Source organism: Salinarimonas sp. (assembly GCF_040111675.1).
In the GTDB taxonomy this organism is placed as follows: Bacteria; Pseudomonadota; Alphaproteobacteria; order Rhizobiales; family Beijerinckiaceae; genus Salinarimonas.
The window spans coordinates 345,121-358,788 of record NZ_CP157794.1 but is presented as its reverse complement, the minus strand read 5'-3'; the positions used below and the strand labels follow the sequence as shown (position 1 = coordinate 358,788).

At 74.2% G+C, this 13,668-nt stretch carries 9 protein-coding genes and 1 tRNA gene; 6 read left to right on the top strand and 4 right to left on the bottom strand.

Annotated elements, in window-relative coordinates; all coding sequences use genetic code 11:
- Window positions 1-284 precede the first annotated feature (284 nt).
- The 4 genes from ABL310_RS01660 to ABL310_RS01645 all read left to right on the top strand — a co-directional run bounded on the left by ABL310_RS01660 (window position 285) and on the right by ABL310_RS01645 (window position 7,013).
- A complete protein-coding gene (locus ABL310_RS01660) occupies window positions 285-1,379 on the top strand; it encodes a hypothetical protein (protein ID WP_349369983.1) in 1,095 nt (364 codons plus the stop codon).
- On the top strand, window positions 1,264-2,841 hold the full coding sequence (locus tag ABL310_RS01655; protein WP_349372141.1) for a DNA polymerase Y family protein: 1,578 nt from the start codon (window positions 1,264-1,266) through the stop codon (window positions 2,839-2,841). The genes ABL310_RS01660 and ABL310_RS01655 overlap by 116 nt, the downstream gene beginning before the upstream one ends.
- Before the next feature lie 528 nt (window positions 2,842-3,369).
- A complete protein-coding gene (locus ABL310_RS01650) occupies window positions 3,370-6,807 on the top strand; it encodes an error-prone DNA polymerase (RefSeq protein WP_349369982.1) in 3,438 nt (1,145 codons plus the stop codon).
- 129 nt (window positions 6,808-6,936) lie between these two features.
- Window positions 6,937-7,013 (top strand) — tRNA-Arg (locus ABL310_RS01645).
- 19 nt (window positions 7,014-7,032) lie between these two features.
- Here the strand turns inward: ABL310_RS01645 and ABL310_RS01640 are convergent.
- Window positions 7,033-7,920 carry a LysR family transcriptional regulator gene (locus tag ABL310_RS01640; RefSeq protein WP_349369981.1) on the bottom strand — a complete coding sequence of 296 codons (888 nt, stop codon included), beginning with the start codon at window positions 7,918-7,920 and terminating at the stop codon, window positions 7,033-7,035.
- 85 nt (window positions 7,921-8,005) lie between these two features.
- On the opposite strand from ABL310_RS01640, the gene ABL310_RS01635 reads away from it, so the two are divergent.
- Window positions 8,006-8,656 carry a class I SAM-dependent methyltransferase gene (locus ABL310_RS01635; RefSeq protein WP_349369980.1) on the top strand — a complete coding sequence of 217 codons (651 nt, stop codon included), beginning with the start codon at window positions 8,006-8,008 and terminating at the stop codon, window positions 8,654-8,656.
- A 19-nt stretch (window positions 8,657-8,675) separates the two neighbouring features.
- On the opposite strand, the gene ABL310_RS01630 is transcribed toward ABL310_RS01635, so the two are convergent.
- Window positions 8,676-9,722, bottom strand: coding sequence for a MaoC family dehydratase (locus ABL310_RS01630; RefSeq protein WP_349369979.1), 1,047 nt, complete (start codon window positions 9,720-9,722; stop codon window positions 8,676-8,678).
- Window positions 9,723-9,981: 259 nt separating this feature from the next.
- Window positions 9,982-10,251: a hypothetical protein gene (locus tag ABL310_RS01625; RefSeq protein WP_349369978.1), complete on the bottom strand. Its 270-nt coding sequence runs from the start codon at window positions 10,249-10,251 to the stop codon at window positions 9,982-9,984.
- A gap of 375 nt (window positions 10,252-10,626) precedes the next feature.
- Between ABL310_RS01625 and ABL310_RS01620 the strand changes: the two genes are divergently transcribed.
- Window positions 10,627-13,245 (top strand): TIGR02302 family protein, encoded by a 2,619-nt coding sequence (locus ABL310_RS01620; protein WP_349369977.1) that lies wholly within the window; start codon window positions 10,627-10,629, stop codon window positions 13,243-13,245.
- Window positions 13,246-13,251: 6 nt separating this feature from the next.
- Here ABL310_RS01620 and ABL310_RS01615 read toward each other — a convergent pair whose 3' ends face one another.
- Complete coding sequence (locus tag ABL310_RS01615) at window positions 13,252-13,614, bottom strand: DUF427 domain-containing protein (protein ID WP_349369976.1); 363 nt, start codon at window positions 13,612-13,614, stop codon at window positions 13,252-13,254.
- Between the last annotated feature and the right edge of the window lie 54 nt (window positions 13,615-13,668).

Below are 13,668 nucleotides of genomic sequence, written 5' to 3'. Positions count from 1 at the left end.
CGCGCCCGCGCGTTCCGAAGCGCGCCGGGCCCCCCTCCCCCTGGCGGCTCGTCGATGCACACGTCTCCTGCGGCGGATGCGCTTTGCGGGATGGTCGCGAGCCGTCAGCGTCGAGCGCCGACGGACTCCCCTCGCCGCGAGGGCGAGGGGAGAGCCTGCGCCGTCGGCGCGCTCCGATCACGCCTCGCTGCGATTGCGCTCCTTCGCCCGACTCCTCGCTTGACTCCCCGGATGGCCGGTGGAATCCATAGGCGAACGGATTGGGAACAGACAGGGATCGAAGCATGGCTCCGCAGCATGGCGGACCGGGCGACGGCGCGCCTCGCGCGCCGGCGGACGCCGAGGCTTTGCCGGAACGGCTGGAGCGCGCGCGGGCGGCCCTGAGGGCGGCCCTCGCCGCGCAGGGCGGTGACGCGCCCGAGGACGCTTTCTCCGACGGGACGTTCGAGGGCGGCTTCTCGGAGCCCGCGCAGGCGGCCTACGCCGCCGAGGCGGGGGACGGGTCCGCGCCGGCGCCGCCCCCGCCGCGCCGTCGCCGGCCACGGCCGGTTCCGCTCGGCGCGCCCGGGCTCGACGCCGTCCTCGGCGGCGGCCTCGCCCGGGGGACCATCCACGAGATCCTGGCCGCCGAGGCGGGCGATCTCGGGGCGGCGCACGGCTTCGCCTCGGCGCTCGCCGCGCGCCTCGCAAGGCGCGGGGAAAACCGCTCCGCCGGCCGCGTGCTCCTCGTCCAGGACGAGGCGTCCGCCCGCGAGGACGGCGCGCCCTACGCCCCGGGCCTCGCCATGCACGGGCTCGACCCGGAGCGGCTCGTCCTGGTGCGCGCCAAGGACGCGCGCGAGGCCCTGTGGGCGACGGAGCAGGCCCTGCTCTGCCGCTCGCTCGCGGCCGTGATCGCCGAGATCGCCCGCCTGCCGGGCGGGATCTACGACCTGACCGCCTCGCGCCGGCTCGTGCTCGCCGCGCGCGAAGGCGGGGGCGCCGCCCGCGGCGGCGGCGCGCCCACCGGCCTGATCGTGCAGGCCGCCGCCGGCGCGCGCGGGACGGTTCTCGCCAGCGCCGCCGAGACCCGCTGGATCGTATCCGCCGCGCCGAGCCGCCCCGGGCTCGCCGGCGAGCCCGGGGCGCCGGCCTGGCGCGCCTGGCTCGCCCGCCATCGCGGCGGCCGCGAGGGCCTGTTTCATCTGGAGTGGAGCCATGACGACCGCGCCTTCCGAGACGCGCCCGAGCGCGCAGCCGAGCCCCGCGCCCGCGAAGCGCTACCTGGCCCTCGTCCTGCCGACGCTCGCGACCGATCGGGCGCGCCGGGCGGGGCGGGCGGGACAGGCGGGACAGGCGGGGCGGGGCCGCGCCTCCTCCCCTTCGCCCGCCGCGCCTGAAGAGGCGCCGCAGGAGGCGCCCCTCGTCGCCGTCGTCAAGGAGCGCGGGGCCCTGCGCCTCGCCGCGTGCGACGCGCGCGCCGCCGCGCTCGGCCTGCGGCCGGGGATGTCGCTCGCCGACGCGCGGGCGCTGCATCCGGGCCTCGCCGTGGTCGACGCGGACCCCGAAGCGCAAGCGGCGACGCTCGCGCGCCTCGCCGATTGGGGCCGGCGCTGGACGCCCCTCGTCGCGACGCTGCCGCCGGACGCCATCGTGCTCGACGTCACGGGCTCGGCCCATCTGTTCGGCGGCGAGGCCGCGATGCGGGCGGACGCCGTGGCGCGGCTGGGCCGCCTCGGGTTCCACGCCCGCGCCGCCATCGCCGGCACGCCGGAGGCGGCCGCGGCGCTCGCCCGCGCCGCCGACGGGGCGATCGTCGCGACCGGCGAGGAGGAGCGGGCTCTGCGCCCCCTGCCGGTCTCGGCGCTCGCCGTCGCGCCGTCCGTGGTCGAGGGCCTGGCCAAGCTCGGCCTGCGCCGCATCGAGGACGTGGCCTTGCGCCCGCGCGCGCCCTTCGCCGCACGCTTCGGGGCCGACCTGATCGCGCGCATCGACGCCGCCTTCGGGCGCACCCGCTCGGCCATCGGCGCGCGGCTCGAGGCTCCGCCCTACGTGGTGGAGCGGCGCTTCTTCGAGCCGATCCTGACGCAGGAGGACGTCTCGCGCACGCTGGCGCGCCTCGCCGACGAGCTCGCCGGCATGCTGACCACGCACGGCGAGGGCGCGCGGGCGCTCGAGCTGTCGCTCTTCCGGGTCGACGGCGCGGTGCGCCGCATCCGCGTCGGCGCGAGCCGGCCCACCCGCGATCCCGCGCGCATGGCGCTCCTCTTCCGCGAGCGGCTCGCGGGGGAGCGCGACGAGCTCGACATCGGCTACGGGTTCGACGTGGTACGGCTGACGGCGCTCTCCGCGAGCCGGCTCGACGAGGCCGCGAGGCGGCTCGACGGGTCGGTGGCGGGCGAGGACCTCGCGCGCCTCGTCGACACGCTCGGCGCCCGGCTCGGGCCGGAGCGGGTGCGCCGGCTCGCCGCTTGCGACACGCATTGGCCGGAGGACGCCGCCGCACTGCTCGCGCCGGGGACGCCGCCACTGAGAGACGCCGTCCGCTGGACGCCGCCCCTGCCCGACGCGCCGGCCGACCGGCCGATCCGCCTCTTCGCCCGGCCCGAGCCGATCGAGGCGGTGGCCACCGTGCCGGACGGCCCGCCCCTGCGCTTCCGCTGGCGGCGCGTGCTGCACGAGACCGCGGCCTACGAGGGCCCCGAGCGCATCGCCCCCGCCTGGTGGGACGGGGCGGGGCTCACCCGCGACTATTTCCGCGCCGAGGACGTGGAGGGTCGCCGCTTCTGGCTCTTCCGCGAGGGCCTCTACGGCCGCGAGACCGCGGCCCCGCGCTGGTACGTGCACGGGCTGTTCGGATGAGCGGGCGGGACCGACATCTCTCCGAAGCGGAAGGGGGCCGCGACGCAGCCGCGGACCGGAGGGGACGGCGTCCAGCGGGCGCCTCTCGCGGCTCTCGGAAGAATGCGCCGATGCACAGGTATCCCGCAACGAGGCCTGTCGGATGATCACGACCCCCGATCCCGTCCTTCCCTGTAGGGGAAGGTGGCGCGCCGCCGCAGGCGGCGTGACGGATGGGGCGCGGCGCGCAGCGACGCGTTCCGCGAAGCGGAAGCCCCCGGCAGCCGCCGGTCGCGCCAGCTTTCGGCTTCGCCGAACGCGCCTGCCGGCGCGCCCCATCCGTCACCGCGCTTCGCGCGGCGACACCTTCCCTTACAGGGAAGGAGCCGGTTCGGCGCATTCGCCGCCCACCCTCCGAGAGGGCGGGGGACGAGCGGCCGGCGGCGCTCGCACGGAGCTTCGACTGCACGGGACACGATGTGCGGCTCATCGAGTTCGGAAGGGAAAGGGCCCGGGGGTGAGGGCATGTCGCCGTCCGGGAGGCCCGCCATGACCGGCCTCCTCCCCCTCCACGTTCCCTATGCCGAATTCGCCACGACCACGAACTTCTCCTTCCTGGAGGGCGGCTCGCATCCCGAAGAGCTCGTCGCCCAGGCGGCGGCGCTGGGGCTCGCCGGGCTCGGGATCGCCGATCGCAACTCGCTCGCGGGCGTGGTGCGCGCGCACGTGGCCTTGCGCGAATGGCGCGCCGAGAACGCGGCCGGCACGCGCGAGCTGAGGCTCGCCGTCGGGACGCGCCTCGTCTTCGACGACGGGACGCCCGACGTCCTCGCCTATCCGCGCGACCGCGCCGCCTACGGCCGGCTGTGCCGGCTGCTGACCCTCGGCAAGAGCCGCGCGCCCAAGGGGCAATGCGCCCTGCGCCTCCCCGATCTGCTCGAGCGGGCGCAGGGCCTGGAGACGATCGTCGTGCCGGACCTCGCCCGCCCCGACGACCACCTCGCCTTCGTGCCCGCCCTGAGGGAGGCGGCCGCGGGCGTGCGCCTCGCCGCCCGAGCCGGCTACGGCCGCGCGCCGCGCCATGCGCTGGCGAAGACCCGCGCGCTCGCCGCCGCGCACGGCGTCCCGCCGATCGCCATCGGCGACGTGCTCTACCACGCGCCCGAGCGGCGGCGGCTGCAGGACGTGATCGCCTGCATCCGCGAGGGCGTCACCCTCGACACCGCCGGCCGCCGGCTCGAAGCCCATGCCGAGCGTCATCTCAAGGCGCCCGCCGAGACGGCCCGCCTGTTCCGCGAGGCGCCCGAGGCGATCCCCGAGACCGTGCGGCTCCTCGAGCGCCTCGCCTTCTCCCTCGACGACCTGCGCTACGAGTATCCCGAGGAGGGCCGCGAGGGCTTTCCCGACCCGCAAGCGGCGCTGACGCACTACGCCTGGGAGGGCGCGCGCCAGCGCTTCGGCGAGGCGATCCCCGAGAAGGTGCAGGCCGCCATCCGCCACGAGCTCGCGCTCGTCGCCGAGCTGAGCTACGCGCCCTACTTCCTCACCGTGCACGACATCGTGCGCTTCGCCCGCCAGCGCGGGATCCTGGCGCAGGGGCGCGGCTCGGCGGCCAATTCCACCGTGTGCTTCTGTCTCGGCATCACCGAGGTCGACCCCACCAGGCACGACCTCCTGTTCGAGCGCTTCGTCTCCAACGAGCGCAAGGAGCCGCCCGACATCGACGTCGATTTCGAGCACGAGCGGCGCGAGGAGGTGATGCAGTACGTCTACGAGCGCTACGGCCGCGAGCGCGCCGGCCTCGCGGCGAGCGTCATCACCTACCGCGCCCGCTCCGCCGTGCGCGAGGTCGGCAAGGTCTTCGGCCTCTCCGACGACGCCGTCTCGGCGCTCTCCGGCTCGATCTGGGGCTGGTCGAAGGCGAGCGTGGAGGAGAAGGAGGTCGAGCGGCTGGGCATGGACCCCGCCGAGCACCGCCTCGCCCGGGTCCTGGAGCTCGCCGCCGAGCTCAACGGCTTCCCGCGTCACCTCTCGCAGCACACCGGCGGCTTCGTCATCACCCGCTCGCGCCTCGACGAGGTGACGCCGGTCGCGCCCGCGTCGATGGAGGGCCGCACCACCGTCGAGTGGGACAAGGACGATCTGGAAGCGCTCGGCATGCTCAAGATCGACCTCCTGGCGCTCGGCATGCTGTCGTGCCTGCGCCGGGCCTTCGATCTCCTGGAGGATCATTACGGCGAGCGCCTCACGCTGGCGACGATCCCGGCCGAGGACCCGCGGGTCTACGCCATGATCCAGCGCGCCGACACGCTCGGCGTCTTCCAGATCGAGAGCCGGGCGCAGATGTCGATGCTGCCCCGGCTCAAGCCGGCGAAGTTCTACGACCTCGTCATCGAGGTGGCGATCGTGCGCCCGGGCCCGATCCAGGGCGACATGGTCCACCCCTATCTCCGTCGCCGCGAGGGCCGCGAACGCGTGGTCTTCCCCTCCCCCTCCCCCGAGCACGGGCCCCCGGACGAGCTCGAGCAGGTGCTCGGCAAGACGCTCGGCGTGCCGCTCTTCCAGGAGCAGGCGATGAAGATCGCCATCGTCGCCGCCCGCTTCACGCCGTCCGAGGCCGACCGGCTGCGCCGGGCCATGGCCACCTTCCGGCGGGTCGGCACGATCGGCACCTTCGCGCAGAAGATGGTCGAGGGCATGGTGGCGCGCGGCTACGACCGCGCCTTCGCCGAGCATTGCTTCCGGCAGATCGAGGGCTTCGGCGAGTACGGCTTCCCGGAGAGCCACGCGGCGAGCTTCGCGCTCCTCGTCTACGCCTCCTGCTGGGTCAAGGCGCGCTATCCCGACGTGTTCGCCGCCGCCCTCCTGAACGCCCAGCCCATGGGCTTCTACGCCCCCGCGCAGATCGTGCGCGACGCCCGCGAGCACGGCGTCGCGGTGCGCCCGCCCGACGTCAACCATTCGGACTGGGACTGCACGCTCGAGCCCGGCCCGCCGGCGGCCGAGCGGCTGCACCGCGCCCACGCCTCGATGCGCGGCGACATCCGCGCGACGCACGCGCTGCGGCTCGGCCTGCGCTCGCTCAAGGGCGCGCGCGAGGAGGAGATGCGCCTCCTCGCCGCCCGGCGCGGCGCCGGCTACGATTCCGTGCGCGACGTCTGGCTGCGCACCGACCTGCCGCCCGCGACGCTGGAGCGGCTCGCCGAGGCCGACGCCTTCGCCTCGCTGGGCCTGTCGCGGCGCGACGCGCTCTGGGCGGTGAAGGCGCTGCGCCGCTCCGGCGACAAGGACGACCTGCCCCTGTTCCGCGCCGCCTCCATGGCCGAGCGCGAGCCCGACGCGGCGCTGCCGCCGATGCCGCCCGGCCAGGAGGTCGTGGCCGACTACCGCGCACTGTCGCTCTCGCTCAAGGCGCACCCGGTCTCGTTCCTGCGCGCCGCGCTCGAGAGGCGCGGCGTCACCCGCCACGTCGATCTCGACCGCATGCGCGACGGCGCGCGGGTGTCGGTGTCCGGCCTCGTGCTGATCCGCCAGCGCCCGGGCTCGGCGCGGGGCGTCATCTTCATGACGCTGGAGGACGAGACCGGCATCGCGAACCTCATCGTGTGGCCCAAGACCTTCGAGGCCTTCCGCCCGGTGGTGATCGGCGCGCGGCTCGTCGGCGTCCGGGGGCGCCTCCAGCGCGCCAACGGCGTCACCCACGTCGTCGCCGACACGCTGGAGGACTGGTCGGGCATGCTCACCCGCCTCCAGGGAGCCGAGGCGCTCGCGCTCCCGATGCCGGAGGCCCTCGCGCGGGCCGACGAGGTCAAGCGCTCCGGCCCCGACCAGCGCGACGGGGAGGCCAGGCGCGAGCGCGAGGCCCGCTTCCGCGCCCTGGTGCGCGAGGAGCCGGCGCTGGCCGCCGACGTCGAGGCCCACGAGCGCCTTCACGAAGCCCGCCGCGGCGTCGCCGCAGCCCTGCCAAAGGCGCGGAATTTCCGGTGAGGCGGCGTACGGCCCACCCCGCGCTCCCACCCCTCTCCCACCCCCCCTCGCCCCTTGTTCACCCCCTCTTGCCCGCCCCGGCGAACTCCTGTACCAACATCCCGCGCGCCGACGCGGCGTGCGGGGCAGGCGCCCGTAGCTCAGCTGGATAGAGCGTTGGATTCCGATTCCAAAGGTCACAGGTTCGAATCCTGTCGGGCGCGCCACCTTTCCTGATCCCCCGCCTCACCCCCGCACCATCTCCCCCAGCGCCTCTCCCAGCACGTCGTAGACCAGCCGCACGCGGCGGCTGGTGCGCAGCTCGCGGTGGGTGACGAGCCAGATCGGGATCGGCGTGGCGGGCAGGTCCGGCAGGACGCGCACGAGCTCGGGCACCCGCACGGCGACCTCGCGCATCATCACCACGACGCCAAGCCCCCGCCGCGCCATCTCCAGCACCGTGACCGCGTTCTCCGAGACGATGCGGAAGCCCTCCGCCGTGACGGGCACGCCGGCGGCCGCGAGATGGGCCGCGAAGCGCTCGACCGGGGCGAAGCCGAGCACGTCCTCCGGCGCGAGATCCCCGGGCGTGCGCGGCGCGCCGCGCTCCGCGATCCAGCGTTCCGACGCGTAGAGATGCGCCGACGTCTCGCCGACGAGCCGGCCGATCAGGTCCGGCTCGGCGGGCCGCACGTGCCGGATGGCGATGTCGGCCTCGCGCCGGCGCAGGTCGCTGATGGCGTTCGAGACGACGACGGCGACCGTGATGCCCGGCGCAGCCCGGCGGATGCGCGCCACGATGTCGGGCAGGAGATGCGCCGCCACCGCGTCGGAGGCCGAGATCGAGACCCGGCCCGCGACGCCCTCGGCCGCCCCCGCCGCGGCGAGCGCCATCGCGTCCGCGGCGGTGGCCATGGACTGCGCGGGTGCGAGGAGCGCGCGCCCCGCCTCGGTCAGCGCCAGGGCCTTGCCGACGCGCTCGAACAGCGTGACGCCGAGCGCCGCTTCCAGAGCAGCCACCTGGCGCGACAGTGTCGGCTGCGTCAGCCCCAGCCGGCGCGCGGCCGCCGACAGGGAGCCGGCCTCCGCCGTGGCGCAGAAGGCGCGCGCGAGGTTCCAGTCGAGCCTATCCATACGCGAATGTATGAGCGATAGACCGATCTCGGCAATTCCCGAATGGGCTCTCGTCGGCTATCCGCGGCGTCGAAGGAGACCCGCCATGCCAGCCATCGCCGCCGCACCCGTCGATACCCGCTTCTGGGACCGCATCGCCCGCAGGTACGCCGCGCGCCCCGTCGGCGACGCGGCCGCCTTAGCCCGCACCCTCGAGCGCACCCGCGCGGTCCTTCCGACGGACGCCGCGGTGCTCGAGCTCGGCTGCGGCACCGGCACGACCGCCCTGCGCCTCGCGCCGCATGTGGGCCGCATCCTCGCCACCGACGTCTCCCCCGAGATGATCGCGATCGCCCGCGAGCGCGCCGCCTACGCGGGCCCGGCGAACGTGTCCTTCGCCGTCGCGGCGGCGGACGACGCGGATCCGGGAGAGGAGCGTTTCGACGCCGTCCTCGCCTTCAACCTCGTCCATCTGCTGGCCGATCGGCGCGCGGCCCTGCGGGCGATCCACGCGCGCCTGAAGCCGGGCGGGCTGTTCGTCTCGAAGACGCCCTGCCTCGCCGAGATGAACCCGCTGGTGCGCCTGCTGGTCCCGGCGATGCGCCTCGTCGGCAAGGCGCCGTACGTCGCCTTTTTCACCGCCGACGCCCTCGAGCGCGAGCTCGCCGAGGCGGGCTTCACCATCGTGGAGCGCGACCGGCACGGCTCCGGGCGCAAGGACGCGCGCGTCTTCCTCGTCGCCCGCAAGGACGGGTGAGCGACCCGGCGCGGGCGGCTCAGCGCGGCATCAGCACCCAATAGTCCAGGTCGAGGATCACGCCCTCGGCGTAGCGATCGCCGTCCTTGAACGGGAAATCCGCGCACGCCCGGTTCTTCGTCGCCACGGTGCGCAGCCGCAGCGCGCCGATGTCGTCGCGCCCGACGAGCGGGCAGGTCTCGAGCACCTCCGACCAGGCGCTCACCGTGTCCCCGGCGAAGAGCGGCGCCACGTGCCGGCCGGAATTGATCGCGGCCACCGTGAAGGCGTTGGCGAGCCCGTTGAAGGAGAGGGCCCGCGCGAGCGAGATCACGTGCCCGCCGTAGATCAGCCGCTTGCCGAAGCGCCCCTGCGCCGCCGCCATGCCGTCGAAATGCACCCGCGCGGTGTTCTGGTAGAGGCGGGTGGCGAGCTGGTGCTCGGCCTCCTCCACCGTCATGGCGTCGACGTGGTCGATCTTCTCGCCCGTCTCGTAGTCCGAGAAGCGGTCGGCGGAGCCGGCGAGGTCGAAATCGTAGCTGTCGATTGTGAGCGGCGGCGCGTGCCGGGCGATCTCGGAGGCCTGCACCGCGTCCGCCAGCGTCGGCACGTGCGGCTCCGGCGCGGGCGAGGCCCCGTCGCGCTTCCTCACCAGAACCCAGCGGCAATAGGAGAGCACCCGCTCGCCGTTCTGGTTGAAGCCGGTGGTGCGCACGTAGACGACGCCCGTCTCGCCGTTCGAGCTCTCCTTGAGCCCGATCACCTCGGAGATCGACCACAGCGTGTCGCCGGGATAGGCCGGGGCCAGGAAGCGCCCTTCCGCGTAGCCGAGATTGGCCACCGCGTTGAGCGAGACGTCCGGCACGGTCTTGCCGAACACGGTGTGGAACACGAGCAGATCGTCGAGCGGCGCGCGCTTGTAGCCGATCGCCTGCGCGAAATGCTCCGAGGACGCCACCGCGAAGCGCGAGCCGTAGAGCGCCGTGTAGAGCGCCTGATCCCCCACCGTGAGCGTACGGGGCGTGGCGTGGCGGATGGTCTCGCCAAGCGTGAAATCCTCGAAGAACCGGCCGGTATTGGTCTTCATGCGCGCCTCCCGGGTGCCTGAGAACGATGTGGCGCGCGGAGGGAGGCGGGGTCAAGGCGGGCGGGGGTTGGCAAATGGGTGGGGGGTGGGGGGTGGGGGGCGCGGGAAGGGCGTGTCCTTGCGGGCTCTGCAGGAAGGGGTTGACGAGGGCGCGCGCCCACCTTAGTGTGTTCTTTATTCGTTCCGAAATGGGTCGCTGTCGAGAGCACTCCCATCCCTACGGTGTCCAAGCCGACGCGGGTCGATGGCGCAGCCACCATCACGGCCGCGCGACGAGCCGCTTCTCCTGCGTCTTCTCCACGCGACCCTCGCGCTGGAGTTCCTGAAGGAGCGCCCAGACGAGGTAGTTCTTCTGCGGCGTTCCGCGCGGCGATTCGAGGCCGAGGCTGCGCGCGACGTCGACGCTCCTCAGTCCTGCCGGGTTGGCGATGAGGAGGGCCAGGATCGCGGACTTCAGCACGGAACGGCCGCTCTGGGCGATCTCGAAAATCTGCTGAGGGACCTGAACCTGAAAGGGCGGTGTGCTCATGCCTGACTATGCCTTCGACTTGAAGCTGCGCGCGGTGGTTCGCCTTTCGGCTCGCGATCCGGAACATGCGATTGAGATCATACAACGGGTAATCGAATGCGTCACGGCAAACGTGCACGTGGAAGACCAGGAGACGGGGACCAGCCTCCGAATAACGGAGTGCTCGCACGACCACGGAGAGGATGATCCGCCGCATCTCTTCGAGGTCGACGGCGTGGATCCACCCCTCCCCCCGGACACCCCCACGCCATCGTGATCCCCCGCGCGCTTTCGTCTCGCTTTGCGGTGGAACGAAGCCTGCTTAAGCTCCTTCACCGAGACGGGGCGGGCGTCGGGTGGCGTCGGGCGGGAAGCGCCTGAACGGGAGAGGTGCGCATGAGCGATCCGCGCGAGCCGGTGCGGCTCACGAAGGAGCCCCGCCCGGCGGCGACGGGCCGCGGTCGAGAGGCCGGCGGTCCGGGGCGCCTCGGCCGTCTGCGGGCGCGTGCGTTCGGGCGGCGCGAGGCGGCCGGCGATCCGCAGGCGCGGCTCGAGCGGCTGGTGCGCCGGGCGGGCCTCGCGCTCCTGTGGGAGCGGGCCTGGCCGGCTCTGTGGGCGCCGCTCGCGGTGCTGATGGCCTTCGCCTCGGCCTCCTGGCTCGGCCTCTGGCTCGGGGTGCCCCCGCTCGCGCGGATGATCGGCGCGGGCCTGTTCGGCCTCGCGCTCCTCGCCTCGCTCGTCCCGCTCGCGCGCCTGCTGCTCCCCGGCGGGCGCGTCGGCCGCGCCGAGAAGCTCGCCCGGCTCGATCGCGATTCGGGCCTGCCGCACCGCCCCGCCACCGCTTTCGAGGATACGCTCGCGCTCGGCGCGACGGACGAGGGCTCGCGCGCGCTCTGGGCGCTCCACCGCGCCCGCGCGGAGGCGACGCTCGCCAGGCTCAAGACGGCGACCCCGCGCCCGGACATGCCGCGGCGCGACCGCTACGCCCTGCGCGGCGCGGGCGTCCTCGTGCTGGCGGCCAGCGCCTTCGTCGCCGGGCCCGAGATCGGCGGCCGGCTCGGCTCCGCCTTCGACTGGCGCGCGCCCGTTCCGCCCGCGCCGGACTTCCGGGTCGACGGCTGGATCGACCCGCCGCTCTACACCCGCCGCCCGCCGCTGATGATCGACCTCGCCGCGGGCGACGCGGCGCTGAGCGTTCCCGTCGGCTCGAACGTCGTCGTGCGCGTCGCCGGGCGCGAGGACGCGACCGTCGAGTCCGTGGGCGGGCTCGAGGAGATCGTCGCGGACGAGCCGGCGGCGACCGGCGGCGACCTGACGGAGAGCCGGTTCCGTCTCGTCGGCGACGGCGAGCTGAGCGTGCGCACGGGCCTCGTCGGCGGCGGCTTCCTCGCGCTGGAGGCCATTCCCGACCTGCCGCCGACCATCGCCTTCGCCGACCCGCCCGAGACGGGCGAGCGCGGCGCGCTGGTGCTCACCTACACGGGCGAGGACGATTACGGCATCGCCGGCGCCGAGGGCCAGGTGGAGCGGCCGGGCGCGGCGGGGGGCGGCCGCACCCTGGTGCCGCCGCCGGTGATCGACCTCGCCGTTCCCGCCGGCTCCGCCGACGACGCCATTCGCGAGGAGGTGGACCTCGCCGAGCATTACTGGGGCGGCGCCGCGGTCGACCTGACGCTCGTCGCCGTCGACGAAGCCGGCCAGGAGGGGCGCTCGGAGACGGTGTCCGTCACGCTGCCGCAGCGGCCCTTCTTCGATCCGCTGGCGCGGGCGCTGGTGGAGCAGCGGCGCGAGCTCGTCCTCGCCCCCGACGACCGCCGGCGGGTCCAGGTGGCGCTCGACGCGCTCCTGATCGAGCCGTCGCGCTACATCCCGGAATGGGGCGTCTTTCTCGGCCTGCGCTCGGCGGCGAACCAGCTCCGCGACGCGCAGAGCGACGAGGACCTGATCGCGGTGGCGGACTGGCTCTGGGCCATCGCCGTGCAGATCGAGGACGGCGATCTCACCGACGCCCAGCGCGAGGCGCTCGCCGCGGCCGAGCGCCTGCAGGAGGCGATGGAGCGCAACGCGCCGCAGGACGAGATCGACCGGCTGATGGCCGAGCTGCGCGAGGCGATGGACCGCATGCTCCGCGAGCTCGCCGAGCAGATGATGCGCGAGCAGCAGGACCGCGACACGGCCGAGACCCCGCCGAACGCCGATACGCAGACGCTCTCGCGCCAGGATCTCGACCGGATGCTCGAGGAGCTCGAGCGCGCCATGCGCGAGGGCGACATGGCCGAGGCGCAGCGTCTGATCAACCAGCTGCGCGACATCATGCAGAACCTGCGCACCGCCCAGCCGGACAGCCGCATGTCCGACCCGATGGCGCGCGAGATGGAGCGCCAGATGAACGAGCTCGACGAGCTCATGCGCGACCAGAGCGAGCTGCGCGACGAGACCTTCCGCGAGGGCCGGCAACAGCAGCAAGGCCAGCGAGGGCAGCAAGGCCAGCAGGGCCAGCAAGGCCAGCAAGGGGAGCAGGGTCTCTCCGAGCAGCAGCAGGCGCTGCGCGAGCGTCTGCAGGAGCTGCAGCGACGCATGCGCGAGCTCGGCATGCAGGGCGAAGAGGGCTTCTCCGACGCCGAGGAGGCCATGCGCGACGCCGAGGGCGCGCTCGGCGAGGGCGACCAGGGCCAGGCGGTGGACGACCAGGGCCGCGCGCTGGAGGGCCTCCAGCGCGGCATGCAGGGCATGGCCCAGCAGATGCAGGAGATGATGGGCCAGGGGGAGGGTCAGGGCCAGCAGGCGGGCCAGCCCGGCCAGCGCGGGCGCGCCGATTCCTTCGCCGACGATCCGCTCGGGCGTCCGACCCGCGGCCGCGACTATTCCGACGGCGACGTGCGCCTGCCCGAGGCCGGCGAGAGCGCCGCCCAGCGCGCGCGGCGCATCATGGAGGAGTTGCGCGACAAGCTCGGCGACCCGACCCGCCCGCGCGAGGAGCTCGACTATTTCGAGCGGCTGCTGCGCTCGAACTGAGCGGGTTCAGTTCAGCTCCTCGATCGCGTCCACCTTGGCGCGGTCGAAGGCGATGTGGCCGGCGATGGGCGCGACGGCCGGGAACGGCGTCTCGTAGGACCACGCGGCGTCCTTCGCCTCCATGCCGTGGCCGGAGACGGTGAACCAGCTGGCGTCGCCCTTGTAGGGGCAATGCGAATGCCGGGACGAGGGCTCGAGCAGCTCCATCTCCACGTCCCCGCGCGGGATGTAGAAGACCGGGGCGTAGCGGTTCTCCTCCATCCGCAGCGCGGCGTCGCTCTCCGCCACGATGGCGCCGCCGAGCACCACCCGCACGCGCTTGTCGTGCGGCGCGACGCTGATGGGGTGATCGGGGCCGGGTTCCTTCATCGTTCGTCTCCTGATTCCGTGGGCGGGAGACTAGCGCCGGGCGAAGCACGGCGG